The sequence below is a fragment of the Gaiella occulta genome, assembly GCF_003351045.1.
Taxonomy (GTDB): domain Bacteria; phylum Actinomycetota; class Thermoleophilia; order Gaiellales; family Gaiellaceae; genus Gaiella; species Gaiella occulta.
In genome coordinates, this window is the sequence record NZ_QQZY01000001.1 from 285,012 (window position 1) to 304,137 (window position 19,126).

24 protein-coding genes, 1 tRNA gene and 1 other RNA gene are annotated in these 19,126 nt (G+C 71.2%); 16 read left to right on the plus strand and 10 right to left on the minus strand.

Features of this window, described 5'->3' with window-relative positions:
- Positions 1-224: 224 nt before the first annotated feature.
- A complete protein-coding gene (locus Gocc_RS01385; RefSeq protein ID WP_114794742.1) occupies positions 225-821 on the minus strand; it encodes a TetR/AcrR family transcriptional regulator in 597 nt (198 codons plus the stop codon).
- 270 nt (positions 822-1,091) lie between these two features.
- Here Gocc_RS01385 and Gocc_RS15885 point away from each other — a divergent pair, with 270 nt between their 5' ends.
- The 11 genes from Gocc_RS15885 (at position 1,092) to Gocc_RS15615 (ending at position 10,279) form a co-directional block, all read left to right on the plus strand.
- Positions 1,092-1,232 carry a hypothetical protein gene (locus Gocc_RS15885; RefSeq protein WP_181813278.1) on the plus strand — a complete coding sequence of 47 codons (141 nt, stop codon included), beginning with the start codon at positions 1,092-1,094 and terminating at the stop codon, positions 1,230-1,232.
- 107 nt (positions 1,233-1,339) lie between these two features.
- Complete coding sequence (gene glgC / locus Gocc_RS01390; protein ID WP_114794743.1) at positions 1,340-2,575, plus strand: glucose-1-phosphate adenylyltransferase; 1,236 nt, start codon at positions 1,340-1,342, stop codon at positions 2,573-2,575.
- Positions 2,572-3,780 carry a glycogen synthase gene (gene glgA, locus Gocc_RS01395; RefSeq protein WP_114794744.1) on the plus strand — a complete coding sequence of 403 codons (1,209 nt, stop codon included), beginning with the start codon at positions 2,572-2,574 and terminating at the stop codon, positions 3,778-3,780. Before glgC ends, glgA begins: the two co-directional genes overlap by 4 nt.
- 115 nt (positions 3,781-3,895) lie before the next feature.
- Positions 3,896-4,930: an L-glyceraldehyde 3-phosphate reductase gene (mgrA, locus tag Gocc_RS01400; protein ID WP_114794745.1), complete on the plus strand. Its 1,035-nt coding sequence runs from the start codon at positions 3,896-3,898 to the stop codon at positions 4,928-4,930.
- A gap of 68 nt (positions 4,931-4,998) precedes the next feature.
- Positions 4,999-5,385: a hypothetical protein gene (locus Gocc_RS01405; protein ID WP_147281144.1), complete on the plus strand. Its 387-nt coding sequence runs from the start codon at positions 4,999-5,001 to the stop codon at positions 5,383-5,385.
- A gap of 96 nt (positions 5,386-5,481) precedes the next feature.
- A complete protein-coding gene (tdh, locus tag Gocc_RS01410) occupies positions 5,482-6,513 on the plus strand; it encodes an L-threonine 3-dehydrogenase (protein WP_114794747.1) in 1,032 nt (343 codons plus the stop codon).
- An 18-nt stretch (positions 6,514-6,531) separates the two neighbouring features.
- Positions 6,532-7,734 carry a glycine C-acetyltransferase gene (locus Gocc_RS01415; RefSeq protein WP_114794748.1) on the plus strand — a complete coding sequence of 401 codons (1,203 nt, stop codon included), beginning with the start codon at positions 6,532-6,534 and terminating at the stop codon, positions 7,732-7,734.
- A 359-nt stretch (positions 7,735-8,093) separates the two neighbouring features.
- Entirely contained in the window at positions 8,094-8,612 is a 519-nt protein-coding gene (locus Gocc_RS01420) for a sigma-70 family RNA polymerase sigma factor (protein ID WP_114794749.1), read from the plus strand.
- Entirely contained in the window at positions 8,609-9,295 is a 687-nt protein-coding gene (locus Gocc_RS01425; RefSeq protein WP_114794750.1) for an anti-sigma factor, read from the plus strand. Before Gocc_RS01420 ends, Gocc_RS01425 begins: the two co-directional genes overlap by 4 nt.
- Positions 9,296-9,371: 76 nt before the next feature.
- Positions 9,372-10,004, plus strand: a complete 633-nt coding sequence (locus tag Gocc_RS01430) for a hypothetical protein (protein ID WP_114794751.1) — start codon at positions 9,372-9,374, stop codon at positions 10,002-10,004.
- A 41-nt stretch (positions 10,005-10,045) separates the two neighbouring features.
- On the plus strand, positions 10,046-10,279 hold the full coding sequence (locus Gocc_RS15615; RefSeq protein ID WP_147281145.1) for a hypothetical protein: 234 nt from the start codon (positions 10,046-10,048) through the stop codon (positions 10,277-10,279).
- Between the two features lie 68 nt (positions 10,280-10,347).
- On the opposite strand, the gene Gocc_RS01435 is transcribed toward Gocc_RS15615, so the two are convergent.
- Positions 10,348-11,391, minus strand: a complete 1,044-nt coding sequence (locus tag Gocc_RS01435; protein ID WP_147281146.1) for a LysR substrate-binding domain-containing protein — start codon at positions 11,389-11,391, stop codon at positions 10,348-10,350.
- Between Gocc_RS01435 and Gocc_RS01445 the strand changes: the two genes are divergently transcribed.
- Entirely contained in the window at positions 11,360-12,340 is a 981-nt protein-coding gene (locus Gocc_RS01445) for a YeiH family protein (RefSeq protein ID WP_114794752.1), read from the plus strand. The genes Gocc_RS01435 and Gocc_RS01445 overlap by 32 nt on opposite strands.
- On the opposite strand, the gene Gocc_RS01450 is transcribed toward Gocc_RS01445, so the two are convergent.
- The 3 genes from Gocc_RS01450 to rnpB all read right to left on the minus strand — a co-directional run bounded on the left by Gocc_RS01450 (position 12,334) and on the right by rnpB (position 13,636).
- Positions 12,334-12,585 carry a hypothetical protein gene (locus Gocc_RS01450; protein ID WP_114794753.1) on the minus strand — a complete coding sequence of 84 codons (252 nt, stop codon included), beginning with the start codon at positions 12,583-12,585 and terminating at the stop codon, positions 12,334-12,336. The two genes, Gocc_RS01445 and Gocc_RS01450, sit on opposite strands and share 7 nt — an antisense overlap.
- Positions 12,586-12,616: 31 nt before the next feature.
- Positions 12,617-13,009, minus strand: a complete 393-nt coding sequence (locus tag Gocc_RS01455; RefSeq protein ID WP_114794754.1) for a hypothetical protein — start codon at positions 13,007-13,009, stop codon at positions 12,617-12,619.
- 273 nt (positions 13,010-13,282) lie between these two features.
- An RNA gene (gene rnpB / locus Gocc_RS01460) (RNase P RNA component class A) lies at positions 13,283-13,636 on the minus strand.
- 86 nt (positions 13,637-13,722) lie between these two features.
- Between rnpB and Gocc_RS01465 the strand changes: the two genes are divergently transcribed.
- Positions 13,723-14,196, plus strand: a complete 474-nt coding sequence (locus Gocc_RS01465) for an allene oxide cyclase family protein (protein ID WP_114794755.1) — start codon at positions 13,723-13,725, stop codon at positions 14,194-14,196.
- Here Gocc_RS01465 and Gocc_RS15620 read toward each other — a convergent pair.
- Entirely contained in the window at positions 14,162-14,380 is a 219-nt protein-coding gene (locus Gocc_RS15620) for a hypothetical protein (protein ID WP_147281147.1), read from the minus strand. The genes Gocc_RS01465 and Gocc_RS15620 overlap by 35 nt on opposite strands.
- Complete coding sequence (gene lexA / locus Gocc_RS01475) at positions 14,377-15,012, minus strand: transcriptional repressor LexA (RefSeq protein WP_114795129.1); 636 nt, start codon at positions 15,010-15,012, stop codon at positions 14,377-14,379. The genes Gocc_RS15620 and lexA overlap by 4 nt, the downstream gene beginning before the upstream one ends.
- Before the next feature lie 125 nt (positions 15,013-15,137).
- On the opposite strand from lexA, the gene secG reads away from it, so the two are divergent.
- From secG to Gocc_RS01490, 3 genes are all read left to right on the plus strand, one after another.
- The gene (gene secG / locus Gocc_RS01480) at positions 15,138-15,359 is read left to right on the plus strand and encodes a preprotein translocase subunit SecG (RefSeq protein ID WP_114794757.1); all 222 of its coding nucleotides are present in this window, start codon (positions 15,138-15,140) and stop codon (positions 15,357-15,359) included.
- Positions 15,360-15,382: 23 nt separating this feature from the next.
- A tRNA-Leu gene (locus Gocc_RS01485) sits at positions 15,383-15,466 on the plus strand.
- Positions 15,467-15,530: 64 nt separating this feature from the next.
- Positions 15,531-15,764: a hypothetical protein gene (locus Gocc_RS01490; protein ID WP_114794758.1), complete on the plus strand. Its 234-nt coding sequence runs from the start codon at positions 15,531-15,533 to the stop codon at positions 15,762-15,764.
- Here the strand turns inward: Gocc_RS01490 and Gocc_RS01495 are convergent.
- The 3 genes from Gocc_RS01495 to Gocc_RS01505 all read right to left on the minus strand — a co-directional run bounded on the left by Gocc_RS01495 (position 15,700) and on the right by Gocc_RS01505 (position 19,091).
- Entirely contained in the window at positions 15,700-16,719 is a 1,020-nt protein-coding gene (locus tag Gocc_RS01495; RefSeq protein WP_114794759.1) for a glycosyltransferase, read from the minus strand. The two genes, Gocc_RS01490 and Gocc_RS01495, sit on opposite strands and share 65 nt — an antisense overlap.
- Positions 16,720-16,780: 61 nt before the next feature.
- Positions 16,781-18,355, minus strand: coding sequence for an acyl-CoA mutase large subunit family protein (locus Gocc_RS01500; protein ID WP_114794760.1), 1,575 nt, complete (start codon positions 18,353-18,355; stop codon positions 16,781-16,783).
- 79 nt (positions 18,356-18,434) lie between these two features.
- Positions 18,435-19,091 carry a GntR family transcriptional regulator gene (locus Gocc_RS01505; RefSeq protein ID WP_114794761.1) on the minus strand — a complete coding sequence of 219 codons (657 nt, stop codon included), beginning with the start codon at positions 19,089-19,091 and terminating at the stop codon, positions 18,435-18,437.
- Between the last annotated feature and the right edge of the window lie 35 nt (positions 19,092-19,126).

A 19,126-nucleotide genomic window follows, 5' to 3' on the forward strand; every position in this document is an offset into this window, starting at 1 on the left:
CGACCCGCGGTCGCTCGCCCGCCAGGCGTTCGTCGCGCTGGCGCTGGCAGGCCGGGCTCGTGCTCGCAGTCGCGACCGTCCAGTACGCGGCGCCGTGGCACGCCGTCCTCGGCTGGACCTGCCGCCGGTCGTCTGCCGCCCCTGCGGGCCGCGCGTCTACTTCCACCCGAGGTGCACGGTGTGAAAGCAGCCGAGAGCCTCGCCGCCGCGCACGAGCACGTCCCTCACCTTCCCGCGAGCTCCCGTTCGATGCTTCCGTGCATCAGCGCGCGGGCCCCGTCGCGGTCGACGAGGCCGAGATAGAGGAGGGAGTCGAGCCCGTCCGCGACGGCTGCGAGCCGCCAGCCCGCCTGCGTCGCGTCGACGTCGGCGGGCACGGAGCCGTCCCCCTGCCCCTCCTCGATCAACGTGACGATGCGATCGAGCCAGGCGCGATACGAGCGCTCGACGAGCGGACGCAGCTCGTCGTCGCTGCGCAGGCTGCTCCACACCTCGTTCCAGAGCGCTCGCTGCTCGCTGAAGGGCATCTCGGGCTCCACGCTGACGAGCAGCGCCCGCGTGACCCGCGCCGAGCCCGCCGCCACCCCGATCAGCTCGGCGCTCACGGCCGCATGCCAGCGCTCCTCGGAGTAGGCGAACGCATGGCGCAGCAACTCCTGCCGGGTGGAGAAGTAGTAGTGCACGAGCGCCTTCGAGACGCCGGCCTCTTCGGCCACCCTCGCCATCCGCAGGCCGTGTGCGCCCTCGCGCACGATCACGCGGCACGCCGCTTCGAGGATGCCGGTGATGCGCTCGTTCTGCGGTTGCGTCGCTGTCGTCATATCGCCGTATCTTGACTCAGCGAGACGATGGAGCCTGTCCTGACTGACTGAACAGTCAAACAAGCTCGAGCAGAGAGGGAGATCTCTCTCGAGCAGAGAGGGAGATCTCTGGCATGACGGCGTCGGGTACCGGAGCCCTGACCAGGATCCCGGCCATCGACAACCTGCTCGGCGCTGTCGCCATCGCCGACGGCCTCGAGCCGGATCGACCCCGCCCGTGCCTCGTCCCTCGCCGCCGGCGGCAGCGCGCCGCACGTCCCCGAGGGCGACGTGACGCAGTCGCAGTACCACCTCCTGTGCCCGAATACGACGATCGACATCGCGCCCGGGCCGCAGAACATCCCGCTCGAGCGCTGGGTTCGCGACGGCGTCGGCCGCACGGTCGAGGGGAAGGAACGTCCCGCCCCGTGAAGAGGAGCGCTGCCGGGGCGGCCCCGTGGTCGGCCTCGTCAGGGACCTTCGCGGCAGAGGAACTTCGCGAGGAGATCCCCCGTCTTGCGGCAAGATACTGTGCGCGCATGAGCGCGTCACGGGTGTTCGCGATCGTGCTGGCGGGCGGCGAGGGCAAGCGACTGGCGCCGCTGACCGCCGATCGCGCCAAGCCCGCGGTGCCGTTCGCCGGCAACTACCGGCTCGTCGACTTCGCGCTCTCGAACCTCGTCAACGCCGGCATGTTGCGCATCGCGGTGCTGACGCAGTACAAGAGCCACAGCCTCGACCGCCACGTGACGACCACCTGGCGGCTGTCGCCGCTGCTCGGCAACTACGTGACGCCGGTGCCGGCGCAGATGCGACGCGGCCCGCACTGGTTCGCGGGCTCGGCCGACGCCATCTACCAGAACCTCAACCTCATCGCGGACGAGCGCCCCCGCACCATATGCGTCTTCGGGGCCGACCACATCTACCGCATGGACCCGCGACAGATGATCGAGCAGCACATCGCCCTCGGCGCCGGCGTCACGGTCGCCGGCATCCGCGTGCCGATCGAGAGCGCGGGCGCGTTCGGGGTGATCGAGACCGAGCCCGACGGCCGCATGATCCGTGCCTTCCGCGAGAAGCCGTCCGATCCCGAGCCGATGCCGGGCGAGCCGACCATGGTGCTCGCGTCGATGGGCAACTACGTGTTCGACGCCGGCGTGCTCATCGACGCCGTCACGCGCGACGCGCAGGACCCGCGCTCGGCGCACGACCTCGGCGGCAACATCATCCCCATGCTCGTCGAGCAGGGAAAGGCGCACGTGTGGGACTTCGCGAGCAGCGACGTGCCGGGCACGAGCGACCGCGACCGCGCCTACTGGCGCGACGTCGGGACCCTCGACGCGTACTACGACGCGCACATGGACCTGATCTCCGTCGACCCCGTGTTCAACCTCTACAACGAGGAGTGGCCGATCCTGACCGCGCCGGAGCCTCTGCCGCCCGCCAAGTTCGTCTTCGACGAGGGAGACCGCGTGGGTGTCGCCACCAACTCGATGGTGTGCGCCGGCGTCGTGGTCTCGGGCGGCACGGTGCGGCGCTCGATCCTCTCGCCGGGCGTTCACGTGCACTCCTTCGCCGAGGTCGAGGGGTCGGTGCTCATGCACGATGTCGACGTGGGCCGCGGCGCGATCGTGCGCAACGCGATCGTCGACAAGAACGTCCGCATCGCCGCGGGCGCGCGGGTCGGCGTCGACGCCGAAGCCGACCGCGCGCGCTTCCCGACGTCGCGCAACGGCATCGTCGTCATCGGCAAGGGGCAGACGGTCGAGGCATGAAGGTCGCGCTGCTCACGCGCGAGTACCCGCCGGACGTCTACGGCGGTGCCGGCGTGCACGCCGAGTACATGGCCCGCGCGCTCGCCCGCCACGTCGAGGTCACGGTGCACTGCTGGGGCGCGGAGCGCCCCGCGGGAGGACCGGGCGAGCCGGTCGTCGTCGCGCACCGGCCGTGCGAGGCGCTCGCGGGCGACCGGCCCTACGACGCCGCCCTGCAGGCGTTCTCGATCGACCTCGCGATGGCAGGCGCGGCGGCGGGAGCGGATGTCGTCCACAGCCACACCTGGTACGCGAACCTCGGCGGCCATCTCGCGAAGCTCGTGCACGAGGTGCCGCACGTCGCCACCGTGCACAGCCTCGAGCCGATGCGGCCGTGGAAGCGCGAGCAGCTCGGCGGCGGCTATGCCCTGTCGAGCTTCGCCGAGCGCACCGCGCTCGAGGGTGCGGACGCGATCGTGGCCGTGTCGCGCGCGCACCTGCGCGAGATCCTCGCCTGCTACCCGGCGATCGACGAGGCGCGCACGAGCGTGATCTACAACGGCATCGACACGGACGAGTACCGGCCGGACGGCGGCATCGACGCGCTCGAGCGCCACGGCATCGACCCCGCCCTGCCGGCGGTCGTCTTCGTCGGGCGCATCACGCGCCAGAAGGGGCTCGCGCACCTGCTCGACGCGGCGCCCGCGATCGACCCGGCAGCACAGCTCGTGCTGTGCGCCGGAGCGCCGGACACGCCGGAGATCGCCGCGGAGATCGAGGAGAAGATGGAGCGCGTGCGGGCCGAGCGCGGCAACGTCGTGTGGATCGAGGAGATGCTGCCGAAGGCGGAGGTGAAGCAGATTCTCAGCCACGCGACCGTGTTCGTGTGCCCGTCGATCTACGAGCCGATGGGCATCGTCAACCTCGAGGCGATGGCGTGCGAGGCGGCCGTCGTGGCGACGGCGGTCGGCGGCATCCCCGAGGTCGTCGAGGACGGTGTCAGCGGTGTGCTCGTCCCGTACGAGGCCGTGCCGGACGGAACAGGCACCCCCGTCGACCCGGCCGGCCTGGCGGCCGACTTCGCCGCACGCGTGAACGAGCTCCTGGCCGACCCGGCGCGCGCGGAGGCGATGGGGAAGGCCGGGCGCGCACGCGCGGTCGAGCGCTTCGGCTGGGACGCCGCCGCCGCGGAGACGCTGCGGCTGTACGAGCGCCTGCTCGGGTAGGGCCGTCCGCGCGGCTTCGCTGCCGTCTCCACGTTCGCGGCGAGCGGCGACCGGGGCACGTCTCCGGGGACGGTCGCGCCGCGCCGCGGCGGCCGGATCCGGCATAGTCGACACGGTGACCTACGTCCCCGCACGCGAGCGCTACGACCGCATGGCCTACCGCCGCTGCGGGCGTAGCGGCCTGCTCTTGCCGGCGATCTCGCTCGGCCTCTGGCACAACTTCGGCCACGACCGCCCGCTCGACACGAGCCGCGCCATCGTGCGTCGCGCCTTCGACCTCGGCATCACGCACTTCGACCTCGCGAACAACTACGGGCCGCCGTACGGGTCGGCGGAGAAGAACTTCGGCCGCTTGCTGCGCCGGGATCTGGGCCCGTACCGCGACGAGCTCGTGATCTCGACCAAGGCGGGCTACGACATGTGGCCGGGCCCCTACGGCGACCACGGCTCGCGCAAGTACCTGCTCGCGAGCCTCGACCAGAGCCTGCTGCGCATGGGCCTCGACTACGTCGACATCTTCTACTCGCATCGCGCCGACCCGGACACGCCGCTCGAGGAGACGATGGGCGCCCTCGCGAGCGCGGTGCAGCAGGGCAAGGCGCTGTACGTCGGCATCTCCTCGTACGCGCCCGACCGCACCGCCGCGGCTGCGGCGCTGCTGCGCGATCTCGGCACACCGCTCCTCATCCACCAGCCGTCCTACTCGCTGCTGAACCGCTGGATCGAGGATGGCTTGCTCGACGTGCTCGAGGCGGAGGGGGTCGGCTGCATCGGCTTCTCCCCGCTCGCGCAGGGCCTCCTCAGCGACCGCTACCTCGCCGGCGTGCCGGAGGGGTCGCGCGCGAGCAGGGGCACGTCGCTCGAGCCCGCGCATCTGTCGGAGGAGAACCTCGCCCGCATTCGCGGGCTGAACGAGATCGCGGCGGGGCGCGGCCAGTCCCTCGCCCAGATGGCTCTGGCGTGGACGCTGCGCGATGCGCGCGTGACCTCGACGCTGGTCGGGGCGAGCAGCGTCGCGCAGCTGGAGGCGAACGTGGCCTCGCTCGACCGCCTCGACTTCGGCGCCGACGAGCTGGCGGCGATCGACCGCTACGCGGTCGAGGGGGGCGTCAACCTGTGGGCGCCGTCGTCGGCCGTCGCCGCTCCATGACTCTTTCGGGTGAGTTTCGTCCCCTGATCTAGCGAGATCGCGGCACCCTCACTAGGGTGCGGTGTGGGATGAGGGGCTGGGGGGCGGACATGGGGATGCCGGAGAGTTGCGACTGCTGCGGTCGCGACGCGGAGGACTGCGGCATGGCCGAGTCCGGCTGGCTCACGCGCGACGAGAGCGCCGAGCTCGCCGGCACCTACTGCCTCGCGTGCGCGGCGCTGCTGCGGCTCGTGCTGTGGTCGGAGGTGTGCTTCCACTGCGGCGTCGCCGCCGCGAGCGAGACGGAGGCCGAGCGGGACGGCTGGCGCTACTTCGCCGACGGCTGGGGTGAGCTCGTGCCCTTCTGTGCCGTCTGCGTCGCCTCCGAGTTCGGCATCGCGCCGCCGCGGGCGGACGGTGACGGGATCCGCGCCGGCTCCGAGCCCGACGGCAAGGAGAACGGCGCGGAGCTGTAGAGCTCCCCGCCGGCGCCCCTCACGGCACGCCCCCGCGGCCCTCTTCGCGCGCTGCGGGAGCGACGGCGGGCCCGGATCGGCGATAGTGGCGCTGGCATGTTGGCGCTCGTCAAGGAACGTCCAGGGGAGGGACTGACGCTGTCCGAGGTGCCGGAGCCGGCGCCCGGCATCAACGACGTGCTCATCCGTGTGCGCAAGGCGGGGATCTGCGGCACCGACCTGCACATCTACGCGTGGGACGACTGGGCCGCGCGGACGATCCCGACGCCGATGGCGATCGGGCACGAGTTCGTGGGCGAGATCGTCGCCGTCGGCTCGAACGTGAGCGACTTCCATCCCGGCGACCTCGTCAGCGGCGAGGGGCACGTCGTCTGCGGCCGCTGCCGCAACTGCATGGCGGGGAGGCGGCACCTGTGCGCGCACACGATCGGCCTGGGCGTGAACCGGCCGGGTGCGTTCGCCGAGCTCGTCGTGCTGCCGATGACGAACATCTGGCATCACTGGGACGGCATCGACGAGGACGTGGCGGCGATCTTCGACCCGTTCGGCAACGCGACCCACACGGCGCTCTCGTTCCCGGTGCTCGGGGAGGACGTCCTCATCACCGGGGCCGGCCCGATCGGCTGCATGGCGGCGGCGATCGTGCGCCACGCGGGCGCGCGTCACGTGGTCGTGACCGACCTCAACCCCTTCCGCCGCGACCTCGCGGCCGCCATGGGGGCGACGGTCGTCGTCGACCCGCGGGAGCGGGAGCTGCGGGACGTGCAGGGCGAGCTCGGCATGACGGAGGGCTTCGACGTTGCGCTCGAGATGTCGGGAAGCCCTGCCGCGCTCGACGCGATCGTGCAGAACATGGCGCACGGCGGGCGGGTGGCGGTGCTCGGGATCCCGTCCGACGCGGTCTCGCTCGACCTCGAGCGGGTCGTCTTCGACATGCTCACGATCAAGGGCATCTACGGCCGCGAGATGTACGAGACCTGGTACCAGATGACGGTGATGCTGCAGTCGGGGCTCGACATCTCGCCGGTCATCACGCACCGCTTCTCGCACGGGGACTTCGAGGAGGCGTTCGCCGTCGCCCGCTCGGGTGCGTCCGGCAAGGTGATCCTCGACTGGACCGACGTGTAGGCGGAGAGGACGGACACCGTGTACGAAGCGTTTCGGGACGAGCTGAGGGCGCGGCTGCGGGAGGCGCGCGAAGCCGGCGTCTACAAGTCGGAGCTGCTCATCACGACGCCGCAGTCGGCGCACGTCGGCGTCGAGGGCCGGGGCGAGCTGCTGAACATGTGTGCGAACAACTATCTCGGGCTTGCGAACCATCCCGAGGTCGTCGCGGCCGCGCGGGAGGCGCTCGACCGCTGGGGCTTCGGAATGGCGTCGGTGCGCTTCATCTGCGGCACCCAGGCGCAGCACCGGGAGCTGGAGCGTCGCCTCGCCGCGTTCCTCGGCAGCGACGACGCGATTCTGTTCGGCTCCTGCTTCGATGCCAACGGGGGCCTGTTCGAGGCGCTGCTCGGGCCGGAGGACGCGGTCATCTCGGATGCGCTCAACCACGCGTCGATCATCGACGGCATCCGGCTGTGCAAGGCCCGGCGGCTGCGGTACGCGAACAGCGACATGGACGAGCTGGAGCGAGCGCTGACGGAGTGCGCCGACGCGCGCTACCGGCTGATCGCGACGGACGGAGTATTCTCGATGGACGGGTACGTGGCCCGGCTCGACGCCATCTGCGAGCTGGCCGAGCGCCACGACGCCCTCGTGATGGTCGACGACTCGCACGCGGTCGGCTTCGTGGGCCCGAGCGGCCGCGGCACGCACGAGCTGCACGGCGTCGTCGAGCGGGTCGACATCCTCACCGGCACGCTCGGCAAGGCGATGGGCGGCGCGAGCGGCGGCTACGTGGCGGGGCGTGCCGAGATCGTCGAGCTGCTGCGTCAGCGTGCACGCCCCTACCTGTTCTCGAACAGCGTCGCGCCGCCTGTCGTGGCGGCGAGCCAGAGGGCGCTCGAGCTGATCGAGGGCTCCGACGACCTGCGCGCGCGGCTGCGCGAGAACACGGCGGCGTTCCGCGCAGGGATGGCCGAGCTCGGCTTCGACGTGCTGCCGGGCGACCACCCGATCGTGCCGGTGATGATCGGCGACGAGATCGCCGCCGCGCGCCTGTCGCGGGCGCTGATCGACCTCGGCGTCTACGCCGTCAGCTTCTCCTTCCCGGTCGTGCCGCGCGGCACCGCCCGCATCCGCACGCAGATGTCGGCCGCGCACACCCGTGCCGACATCGAGTTCGCCCTCGACGCGTTCCGCCGCGCGCGGGAGGCGGTCGGCATGGGGCAGGCGCGCGACGGGTGATCGTGCGAAGAATGACCTCCTGAGCGGCTCATGGGCTTCGCCTACCCGCGAGCGATGTAAACGGAGTGCGGTCGGGGCGTGGAGAGGGTGCGTATGCTCGGGGTGCGCCGAGGTGTCGGTCGTCGGTCCTGCTCTGATCTTTCGCGGTCGCCCTGAGCGTGACGCCGAAGCTTGCGGTACCCCGATCTGTGCCATGAGCACGCCGAGCAGACCTCGATCTCCAGGCTCCCCTCCGCGGCGCTTCGGCGCTGTCGAGTGAAAGTGAGCCGATGCTGGGGATGGGCATGGTCGACGGGCCGCTCAGACGTGGGGCGGTGCAGCGCTGAACCGTGAAGCGCTCGCACCCGTACTCTCGGGTAGTGGCCGTTGCAACTCCCGACTCCGATCTGCGGACCCTCTACGACGCGCACGCAGGCGAGCTGTTCGCTTTCGCCCTGCGAACACTGGGTGAGCGCGGGGCGGCGGAGGATCTCGTGCAGGACGTGTTCCTGCGTGCCTGGCTGCGGGCGGAGACGTACCGGCCGGAGCGCGGCCCCGCGAGAGGATGGCTGTTCGCGATCGCGCGGAACCTTGCCATCGATACGGCACGGGCTCGCTCGGCGCGACCGCAGCTCGCGGCAGAGAGGGTCGATGAGACGGGCTCGCGCGACAGCGAGTTCGAGCAGATCGAGCAGCGGATCGTGCTCGCCGAGGCGCTTGGACGGCTCACACCCGATCATCGACGTGCGCTCGTCGAGGTCGCGATCCGGGAGCGGACAGTGAGCGAGGCGGCAGCAGTGCTGGGCGTGCCCCCGGGAACGGTGAAGAGCAGGGTTTTCTATGCGTTGAAGGCGCTACGGCTCGGGCTGGAAGAACTAGGTTTCGGAGCAGAGGAATGACGGGTTGCGACGAGATCCGGGTCGAACTCGGCGCCTATGCGCTGGGCGCGCTCGAGCCGGAGGACGCGCAGAGGGTTGAGGCGCATCTCGAGGGCTGCGATCGCTGCCGGGCCGAGTTGGAGCAGCTCTCCTTCGCATCGGACCTGCTGCGGATGCCGGCCGCGTTGGCTTTCGCGGCTGATCCCGAGGCGGATCCGGCTCCGGTCGAGAAGGCGCTCGCGGCGCTTTCTGCTGCGAGGATCGGCGAGGCTCGGCGCGTTCGCCGGCTCCGACTCGGCGCCCTGACGGCGAGCGCTGGGCTCATGGTCGCCATCGGGGTCGTGTTCACGCTCGGCACGAGGCCGGCCGATCATTTCGCTCCGACCGGCCGCGCGATGGCGTTGCAGGCGGGGAACGGCTTCGCCGCGTTGGCGAGCGTACGGCTCAGCGCCCGGCCCTGGGGCACCCAGGTCGATCTTCGAACCGAGCGGATGCCCCCGCTTCCGCAGGGTGCCTATTACGAGGTCTGGCTCGTGCGCACGGACGGGACACGCGTCGCGGCGGGGACCTTCCGGCCGAGCTCACCCGGCGGACGCGCGCGCGTCCGGCTCGCCGCGGGGATTCCACGGCCGTTGGTTGCCCGGGTCGGCATCACCCGCGAGGGCTTCGGCCCGAGCGTGCGAGTGCTCGGCGCCGCTGCCTGAACGAGCGATCTGAACGAAACCGAGCTCGGCTCCGTATCTCCCGGTGACCATCCACCGACTGAAGGAGTCGCCCACCATGATTCGCCGCCTGCTCGTCCCCGTCGCTGTTCTCTCTGCCGTTGTGTTCCTCGCAGCCGCCGCGGCCGCCGCGCCCGGCAAGACCGGCAGGCGCGCCGCCGAGCCGGTCAAGGTGACCGTGTTCGCGCCAAGTGCCGGTGACGCCGCCGGCAAGGCGAGCAAGGGGTTCTTCGTCGACCTCGCGATCACGTACCCGAGCGCGGCCTCGAGCGGCGCCGACTTTCAGCTTACCGGCCCGAAGGCCCACCAGAACCTTCCGCCCTTCCCAGGCGCGTTCGGCCTCGGCGCGGACGAGAAGCTGCCCGGCCTGATCGTGCTGCTCTCGACGACGACGGTCGGGGCCAGGAACGGCCAGAACCTCGCGGGGCTGTTCAATCTGACGGGTTTCACGGACCAGAAATCGAACGAGATCTGGGACACCTGGATCGCGGGTGACTCCCTCTTCGGCCGCAACGTCCGTTCCGTGCTCCGCGTCGCCGTCGCCGCGGACAAGAACGGCGACGGAATCTACAACGATGCGCCGGCCTCAATCCCCGACGCGAACCGCGACGGACGCATCAACGCCGCCGACCTGAAGGCGTTCGGCGTTGCCTCGAACATCGTCACCGTCCCGTTCGAGATCCGCGACTGAAGCATCCGGGGCGGCTATCGCCCGGTACCGGATTCGATCTAGTGAAAGACACCTATCCCGACGTCAAGACCCGAGGGCTCGCCGCACTGCTCGCCCGGCGAGTCGACGCCACCGAGGGACGGCGCGTTTATGAGCTCCGTCTCGATGGCTGCGATCTCGATCGAATTCCGGCGCGGTTTCTGCGCGCCACGATCACTCCGACCGAGGTCTCCTCTGTAGCCAATCACGGATCGGCGCGCGCGACGCCGGCATCGTTGCGAGGGCAGGCGGGCTGAGAAACGGCGTTCGCTACCTGACCGGCGTGGGCGGCGAGACGCCCCCGATCCCGAGCTGATGAAGCCCGTCACCCGATCGGCGGGAGCAGGGCGGTGCCGATCCGGTCGTCGGCCCCCGGGCGACGAAGCAGCGCGAGGAGTCTGAGCGCCGGCTCGGGCGCGCGCGCGCCGGGCTTCGTGATCGCACCGAGCGGCCGCGGTGGGCAGGCGACGGCCATTCGGAGCTCGGCCAGCGAGCCGGCCGCAAGCTCGCGTTCGACCGCCCGGCGGGAAAGCAGCGCGAACCCGGCTCCCGCCTCGACTGCGCCTTTGACGGCGCCTGTGCTCGAAAGCGCGAGCTCCTGCGCCGGTTCGGCTCCGAGCCGGGCGAGCCAGCGCGCTCCGGCCTCGCGGGTACCCGAGCCCTGCTCCCGCGTGACGAAGGTGGCTGCTGCGAGCGAGGAGGCGTCCACGACGTCGAGGTGCGCGAGATCGCTCGCCGGGGCCACCACCGCGACGAGCTCGTCGCTGCCGACTTCGAGGTAGTCGACGCCCGCCGGCGGCTCGGGCGTCTCGACGAAGCCGAGGTCGACGTCGCTCGCGAGCACGCGGGCGACGACCTCTGCCGAGTTCCCCACCCGGGCGTCCACGAGCAGCTCCGGCCGGTCGAGACGCAGCGCTGCAAGCCAGATCGGCAGCAGCGTCTCCCCGATCGTGTAGCTGGCCGCGACCCGAAGCATCCGCCGCTCGTGTCGCGCGAGATCGGCCATCGCCGCGTCGGCGCGCTCGAGCCCACCGAGGATCTGGCGCGCCTCGGCGTAGAGGATGCGTCCCGCCTCGGTCGGGCGCACACCACCCTTCCAGCGCTCGAGCAACGCCAGCCCATAGCGTCGCTCGAGCAGCGCCACTCGCTTCGATACCGCCGGCTGGGTCAAGTGCGCCGCCCCCGCGGCCTTCGTGAGGGAACCCAGCTCGATCGCCGCCACGAGCAGCGCCAGGTCGCGAACGAGAATCCCCTCACTCGCGAGCCATTCCCTACGGTTAGATGAAGATGCGCGATCCGACGTGTTCGAACACCATTTACATGGGTAGCTTGGTTGCATGAGCGTACCCAAGGTCTTCCCGGGAATCATGCTTGTCGCCGGGCTGAGCGCCGCCGCGTACACGCTGATGCTGCTCGTCCCGACGACCAGCAGCCTGATCTGGGCGCTGCTGCTCGGCGCCGTCACCGTCAACCTGATCGGACCGCGCCCACGACTGCATCCGGGAATCGCCTTCGCCGCCAAGCCGCTGCTCCGGCTCGGCGTCGCGCTGCTCGGCATCCGCATGAGCGTCTCCCTGTTCCTGAGCATCGGCTGGCGCGGCCTCCTGATCGTCCCGGTGAGTCTCGCTGCCACGCTCCTCCTCACGGTCGCGCTCGGAAAGCGCCTCGGACTCCCGCCCGCGCTCGCGCTTCTGATCGGCACCGGAAGCTCGATCTGCGGAGCCTCTGCGATCGCCGCGATGGAATCCGTTTCCGACGCCAAGGAAGAAGAGACCGCCTTCGCCGTCGCCACCGTGACGCTCTTCGGCAGCGCGGCCATGCTCGGCCTGCCGTTGGTCGGTGAGAACCTGCTCGGTCTCTCCCCCTCGGTCTACGGGGTCTGGGCCGGCGCCTCCGTGCACGAGGTGGCCCAGGTCGTCGGGGCGACCGCCGGTGTCTCCGCGGTCGCGCTCAAGGTCGGCACCGTCGTCAAGCTCGCACGCGTCACCCTCCTCGCGCCCTCGGTCGCTGTCGTCGGCAGCCTGCGCAACCGCCAAGCCGCCTCGACCGGCGCCGGCCGCGCCTTGCCCGTCCCGACTTTCGTGCTTGCCTTCCTCGGCCTGGTCGCTTTGCGCAGCACAGGCTGGGTTCCCGACGTGGTTGTCCGCGGCACCACCACGCTCGACACGCTCCTCCTCACCGCCGCTCTCGCAGGGCTCGGCCTCGGTGTCGACGTACGCCGCCTGCGCCGACTCGGACTCCGCCCCATCGTGCTCGGATTCGCCTCCTGGCTCCTGATCGCCGGCATCAGCCTCGTCCTCATCCTCGCTCTCTACTGAGACTGCTTCGTGAACGCACGCGGCGCTCGCAAACGGATCGTCGCCGCGTCGATCTCGTCGAGCCCGTGACGGATCGCGCTTGCCGCGAGCGCCGTCCGGAGTGTGGCGAGTGAAGTCGAATCTCCGACATCGACGAACCGTCCCGCGACTCTCGCTTCGCCGAGCAGGCGGTTGTCGAGCCAGGAGCGCGGCACGGCTGGCGGCGGCTCGTCATCGCCTTCGATCCGATCGAGTTCCGCGAGCACCTCGAGGTCAGGACGGACGCGAGCCCGATCGTCATCCGCCGACGAGGAACGCCCGCTCGGCGCCGATGACCTCCGGGCCTACCTCGTCGAGGTCGCCTTCACGGAGCAGGCGGGCGGGCGAGCGGTCACCGAGTTGAGGGTTCAGCCCCTGGAACCACGCGCGCGCGATCTCCGCACTGTCGACCTCTGCGATCGCCCCGGCGACTTGGAGCGCAAGCCTGAGCCGCCGCTGCACTGCCTCGCTCGGCTCGCGGACACCGTCTGCCCACTCGTTCACGGCGCGCGTCTCCCTCACGGAGCCCAGGTACGCGCAGAGCTTCAGGCCGAGGATCTCGCGCAGCGCGATCACGACTTCCGGGAAGCTGGAGCGAACTGCGCGGATATGGGCCGCGTAGTCGGGCCGGGCGACCGAGCTGACTGTCATCAGCACATCTCCTCATCCAGGATCTTGCCACACGCTCTATCCAGCTGTCAATCACACGTTAAATCACAAGCCATACCCAGCTCCTGAGCGTGACCGACGCGGTTGCTTTCCTCACCAGTGCGGGGCGGAGCGACGCCGACAGGTCGAAGCGCGACCGTCGGGCGCCCGCGCCGAGCGGTTCCAGAGAGACCGCCGAGAGGCTGCCAGACCGAAAACCGCGACGAGTCCGTAGCGAAAGGTCACAATAGAAAAAGCCCCGAGTTACCAGGGCTTTTTCCGTAGCAGGCCTGTAAGCCGGATTCTGTCGTGGGTGACCATCTATCTGGGCCGGAGGTTGCCCTGCGGCTCGAGCGGCGTACCCGGTTCCTCGGCGGGCCGCGTCAACGGAACCTGCTTCGCCTTGCACCGGACGGGGTTTGGCGAGCCGCCGTGTCACCACGGCGCTGGTGGGCTCTTACCCCACCGTTTCACCCTTACCGGCGCTGACAGCGCCGGCGGTCTCCTTTCTGTGCCACTTTCCATCGGCTTTCGCCGTCTGGGGTTTCCCCAGCGTCCTGCCCTTCGGTGTCCGGACTTTCCTCGAGCGCGCCGCCGCAGCGGCACGCCCGCGGTCACCCGGCCTGCACGTCGAAGTGTACGTCGCCCGCGGCCGCGGAGATGGACAGCCGTGCGCGCGACGCGGACAATGCCGCCACCGACCGAAGGGGGTTCGCATGAAGGCTCTGGCTCTCGTCGCCATCGCCGCCGCCGGCGCGCTTGTGCTCGTCGCCACCGCAACGGGCAAGGAGGCACCGCCCCCGCGGGGCGAGATCACGATCCACGTGGTCGAGCACGCCACGACCGACGCCGTCACGGACACGGGCGCGAAGGGCGACTCGGCGGGCGACGTGCTCACGTTCGCCAACGAGCTGTTCGACCGCACGAACACCCGCCACAGCGGGCACGACCAGGGCTTCTGCGTGCGCACCGTCGCCGGCGCGGCGTGGGAGTGCTGGTGGACGGCCTTCCTCGCCGGCGGCCAGATCACCGTCGAAGGCCCCTTCTACGACGCGCGTAACAGCCGCCTGGCCGTGACCGGCGGCACGGGCGTCTACGCGAAGGCTCGGGGCTGGATGCAGCTGCGCTCTCGCGCCGCGGGCACCCAGTTCGACTTCATCTATCACCTGACGCTGATGCCGTCCCGGTGATCGTGCGTGGAGCGGGCTCTGCGGTCGCCTCGACGCAGAGCCCGCTGCCGCACTCCGGGCAGAAGATCCCGCCGGCAGGCAGGTGCATGACGAACTCGCCGCACACCGGGCACTCGAGGCTCACCCCGCGCACGAGCGCGACGAGCTCGTGGTCGAGCGTCCGGGCGAGAGGCGTCACGTTCATCGCAGGCTCCTGAACACCCCCACGACCTTCCCGAGCACCCGCACGTGGTCGGCGTAGATCGGTTCCAGCGCGCTGTTCTCCGGCTGCAGGCGTATGCGGCCCGGCTCGCGGTAGAAGGTCTTCACGGTCGCCTCGTTCGCGCTCTCGTCGTCGCCGACGAGGGCCACGACGATGTCGCCGTTGACCGCGTCCTCCTGCCTGCGCACGACGAGGGTGTCGCCGTCGAGGATGCCCGCCTCGATCATCGAGTCGCCCCGGACGGTGAGCAGGAAGTCGGCTCCGCGGCCAAGCGGCTCCGGCACCGCGATGCGGTCGTCGACGTTCTCCTCGGCGAGCAGCGGCGAGCCGGCGGCGATCTGGCCGAGCAGCGGCAGGCGGGGAAGCTCCTCCGCGGGCGGGGGCGCAGGCGCGGCCTCGACGCGGCGGTGGCCGACGAGGTCGAGAGCCCGGGGCTTCGACGGGTCGCGCTTCAGCAGGCCCGCGCGCTCGAGGTTGGCGAGGTGGGCGTGCACCGTCGACGGAGAGGCGAGCCCGACTGCCTCGCCGATCTCGCGCACGGTCGGCGGGTAGCCGTGCCCATCCGTGTACGCGACGAGGAACTGCCAGATCTCCTGCTGTCGTGCCGTGAGCATGCCGCCTCCGGGGTCGGGTGTCGAACGTGTGTTCGTCACACAGCGTACGGCTCCTGCCGGACGGCGTCAAACGGGTGGCGCGCGCGCGGAGCAGGCGATCGTGCCGCTGATACCATCCGGCCCCGATGACGTCGGTCTTCGCAGTCCTGCAGGTGCTCGTCTCGGCAGCGCTGCTGGCCCTCGTGCTGATGCACTCCGGCCGCGACGCCGGGTTCGGCGGCATCGGCTTCACGCCGCAGTCGCAGGGAGGCACCCACATCGTCGAGCGCAACCTCACGCGCCTGACGACGATCGTCGCGGTGCTGTTCTTCGTCAACACCGTGATCCTGTATCGCCTGCTCGCGTAGCCCGCGGGTACACTGAGCGCCGCGCGCTGGTGGCGGAATTGGTAGACGCGCAAGGTTGAGGGCCTTGTGGCCGCAAGGCCGTGGAGGTTCAAGTCCTCTCCAGCGCATGGACAACGGGGCCCCGAGAGGGGCCCCGCCCTGTTGCCGTGCCGCGGGCAGTACGCTTGCGCCATGGCCGCGGGAGACGAAGCGCGTGCGACGATCCAGCGACTGCTCGTGACGGGCGACAACCGGCTCAAGCAGGGGGTCGACCCGGCGAAGGCACGCGAGAGCTACGAGCAGGCGCTCGCCGTCGCGCGCGCGGCGGGTATCGAGGACGCCGTGCGGCCCCTCGTCGAGCTCAGGCTCGCCGATCTCGCGCGGCTCGCAGCAGGATCTCCTCCACCCGCTCCGCCTGCCGCCTGACGTCGTGCGCCTCGGCGGCCGTGCGCGCCGCCGCGTTCGGTCGAGGCAGCGCGGCCGCCTCGGTCAGCGCCGCCGCGAGCGCGTCGCCGTCTTCCGGGTCGACGAGCACGCCCGCGCCGGGAGCGACGAACGCCGGCGGCCCGCCGACCTTCGTGGCGACGACGGCGCGGCCGCAGGCCATCGCCTCGAGCGTCGCCAGGCCGAACGGCTCGACCAGGCTCGGCTGGCAGACGACGTCGCTGGCGGCGATCCACACCGGAACCTCGTCGTGGGGAACCGGGCCCGCGAGGCGGATGCGCGACCGTCCCGCGAGCGCCGGCCGCAGCGGCCCGTCGCCGACGAACGCGAGCTCGCCTTCGCCCCTGTGCTCGAAGGCGCGCGCGAGGCGGAGCACGTTCTTGCGCTCCGACAGCGAGCCGATGCAGAGAAACGCCGTGCCTGCGGGGTCCCAGCCCACGGCGGCCCGCGCCGCGTCCTGGGAGCGGGGGGCGAAGCGCGCCAGATCGACGCCGCAGTCGACGACCTCGATCTTCGCCGCCGCCGAGGGGACGGCCTCGACGAGCCGGTCGCGCAGCCACGCCGAGACGGCGATCACGGCACGGGCACGGTGCACGGCGAGGCGCGTCGCCTCCCGGACGGCGCGGCTCGTGTGCGCGTTCGCGACGTCCTGGCCGTGCGCCGTGACGACGAGCGGCGCCCTCCCGGCGAGCGCTGCCAGCAGGCCGGCCGGGACGAGGAAGTGGGCATAGACGACATCGGGCCGGAACGAACGTGCCGTCCGCGCGACGTCGCGGGCGAGCATGACGTGCCTGCCGCGCCCGCCGCGTCGTGACACCACCGCCCGCGCGATCTCGTGCCCGCGCCCCTCGAGCTCGCGCTCCAGGCCGGCGACGAACGTCCCGAGGTCGGGCGCGTCGGGCCCGGGGTACATCTGCGAGACGAGCAGGATCCGCACGCGCGCAGCGTACTCCTCGCGCTGGCGGCCCTACCCGTGGGCAAACGCGCCGTCTCCGCGCTCAGCGCTTGTCGTACGTTCCCCAGAGCTCGCGCAGGACGCCGCAGATCTCGCCGATCGTGCAGTGCGCGCGGAGTGCCTCGCGCATCGGGTGCAGCAGGTTGCCCTCGCCCACGGCGCAGCTGCGCACGTCGGCGAGGGCGGCGGCGGCGGCCTGCGCGTTGCGCTCTGCGCGCACGCGTGCGGTGCGCTCGCGCTGGCGCTGCTCCGCCGCCGCCTCGACGCGGTGCAGCTCCACGCGCTCGTCGCTCTCCTGCACGAAGCGGTTGACGCCCACGATCACGATCTCGCCCGCCTCGATCCGCGTCTGCGTGCGGTAGGCCGCCTCCTCGATCTCGCTCTGCACGAAGCCGGACTCGATCGCGGCGACGGCGCCGCCGAGCTCGTCGACGCGCTCGATCAGCTCACGCGCGCGCTGTTCGAGCTCCGCGGTCAGCGACTCGATGTAGTGCGAGCCGCCGAGCGGGTCGGCGGTGTCGGTCGTGCCCGCTTCGTGCATCAGCACCTGCTGGGTGCGCAGCGCGATCGTGGCGGCGTGCTCGGTCGGGAGCGCGAGCGCCTCGTCGAAGGAGTTCGTGTGCAGCGACTGCGCGCCGCCGCACACTGCCGCAAGCGCCTGCACGGCGACGCGCACGACGTTGTTCTCCGGCTGCTGCGCCGTCAGCGTCGACCCGCCTGTCTGCGCGTGGAAGCGCAACGCCTGCGCCTTCGGGTTCGCGGCGCCGAAGCGGTCGCGCATGATCGACGCCCACAGCCGGCGCGCCGCGCGGAACTTCGCCACCTCCTGGAAGAAGTTGTTGTGCGCGTTGAAGAAGAACGAGAGGCGCGCGCCGAAGTCGTCGGGCGAGAGGCCGGCGGCGATCGCAGCCTCGCAGTAGGCGATCCCGTTGGCGAGCGTGAACGCCAGCTCCTGCACCGCAGTCGAGCCCGCCTCGCGGATGTGGTAGCCCGAGATCGAGATCGTGTTCCACTGCGGGATCCGCTGCTGGCAATAGGCGAACAGGTCGGTGGTGAGCCGCATCGACGGGCGCGGCGGGAAGATGTAGTTCCCGCGCGCCACGTACTCCTTGAGGATGTCGTTCTGCACCGTCCCGCGCAGGGCCGTGCCCGGGACGCCCTGCGCCTCCGCCACGAGCTCGTAGAGCAGCAGCAGCAGCGAGGCGGGCGCGTTGATCGTCATCGACGTCGACACCTCGCCGAGCGGGATGCCGTCGAGCAGCAGCTTCATGTCGGCGAGCGAGTCGATCGCGACGCCGGTGCGGCCGACCTCGCCCTCGGCAGCAGGGTCGTCGGAGTCGTACCCGAGCTGCGTCGGCAGGTCGAACGCGACCGAGATCCCGGTCTGCCCGTGCTCGAGCAGGTAGCGGTAGCGGGCGTTCGACTCCTCCGCCGAGGCGAAGCCCGCGTACTGACGGATCGTCCACGGCCGCTCGCGGTACATGCCCGGGTACGGACCGCGGGTGAACGGAAACGTGCCGGGCGGCTCGAGCTCGCGCTCCGGCGCGTCGGCGGGCCCGTACACGGGGCGCACCTCGATGCCCGATTCCAGCAGCCGGCGGTCGGGAGTGATCGCCACGGGTCAATCCTACGTCGTGCCCGCTGCGCCCACCCGGCTGTCCGGGCCGGCGGCGCGCGGGAGCCGCTCGCCGCCGCTGCTAGAGCACGCCGCCGGCGCGCTCGATCGCCTCCAGCGCGATCTGTGTGCCTGACCGGATGTGCGTGCGGATCGCCGCGTGGGCGGCGGCCAGGTCGCAGGCGTCGAACGCGTCGACGATGGCGCGGTGCTCGCGGGCGAGGTACTCGCCGCCCTCGAGCCGCCCGCCGCGGATCACCTGCATCATCAGGTTGACGGAGAGCTCCCGGTAGAACCTGGAGAGCATGGCGTTGCCGGCCATGTCGACCTGGAACTCGTGGAAGGCGGCGTTGGCGGCGTCCCACTCCTCCTGCGAGATCGCCTCTTCCGATCTCTCCATCAGCGCGCGGAAGCGGGCGAGCTGCGCGGCGTCGCTGCGGCCGACCGTCCGCTCGGCCGCGTGCAGCTCGAGCGCCAGCCGCACCTCGTAGCCGTCGCTGACGGTGGCGGCCGAGACGGGCGTGATGTAGTAGCCGCGGCGCGCCTTCACCGTGAGCAGGCCCTCCGACACGAGCCGGGTGAGCGCATGGTGCACCGGGCTGCGCGAGACGCCGAGCTCGCTTGCGAGCTCGTGCAGGCTGAGCTTCGCGCCGGGCCCCGGGTCGCGTCGCAGCACGCGCTGGCGCAGCGTCTCGTACACCTGCTCGTTGAGGTTCGCGCGGGGGAGCAGCGTCGCCATATCGCAGATGTAACATGACACCCCCCGCGGAGGGC

Coding starts and splice junctions, on each gene's coding strand:
- Gocc_RS15620 (WP_147281147.1), bottom strand. CDS start 14,380: ATGAACGTGACGCCTCTCGCCCGGACGCTCGACCACGAGCTCGTCGCG.
- Gocc_RS01430 (WP_114794751.1), top strand. CDS start 9,372: ATGATTCGCCGCCTGCTCGTCCCCGTCGCTGTTCTCTCTGCCGTTGTG.
- Gocc_RS01490 (WP_114794758.1), top strand. CDS start 15,531: ATGGCCGCGGGAGACGAAGCGCGTGCGACGATCCAGCGACTGCTCGTG.
- secG (WP_114794757.1), top strand. CDS start 15,138: ATGACGTCGGTCTTCGCAGTCCTGCAGGTGCTCGTCTCGGCAGCGCTG.
- Gocc_RS01445 (WP_114794752.1), top strand. CDS start 11,360: ATGAGCGTACCCAAGGTCTTCCCGGGAATCATGCTTGTCGCCGGGCTG.
- glgA (WP_114794744.1), top strand. CDS start 2,572: ATGAAGGTCGCGCTGCTCACGCGCGAGTACCCGCCGGACGTCTACGGC.
- lexA (WP_114795129.1), bottom strand. CDS start 15,012: ATGCTCACGGCACGACAGCAGGAGATCTGGCAGTTCCTCGTCGCGTAC.
- Gocc_RS01455 (WP_114794754.1), bottom strand. CDS start 13,009: ATGACAGTCAGCTCGGTCGCCCGGCCCGACTACGCGGCCCATATCCGC.
- Gocc_RS01465 (WP_114794755.1), top strand. CDS start 13,723: ATGAAGGCTCTGGCTCTCGTCGCCATCGCCGCCGCCGGCGCGCTTGTG.
- Gocc_RS01435 (WP_147281146.1), bottom strand. CDS start 11,391: ATGATTCCCGGGAAGACCTTGGGTACGCTCATGCAACCAAGCTACCCA.
- Gocc_RS01385 (WP_114794742.1), bottom strand. CDS start 821: ATGACGACAGCGACGCAACCGCAGAACGAGCGCATCACCGGCATCCTC.
- Gocc_RS01425 (WP_114794750.1), top strand. CDS start 8,609: ATGACGGGTTGCGACGAGATCCGGGTCGAACTCGGCGCCTATGCGCTG.
- tdh (WP_114794747.1), top strand. CDS start 5,482: ATGTTGGCGCTCGTCAAGGAACGTCCAGGGGAGGGACTGACGCTGTCC.
- glgC (WP_114794743.1), top strand. CDS start 1,340: ATGAGCGCGTCACGGGTGTTCGCGATCGTGCTGGCGGGCGGCGAGGGC.
- Gocc_RS01405 (WP_147281144.1), top strand. CDS start 4,999: ATGAGGGGCTGGGGGGCGGACATGGGGATGCCGGAGAGTTGCGACTGC.
- Gocc_RS01505 (WP_114794761.1), bottom strand. CDS start 19,091: ATGGCGACGCTGCTCCCCCGCGCGAACCTCAACGAGCAGGTGTACGAG.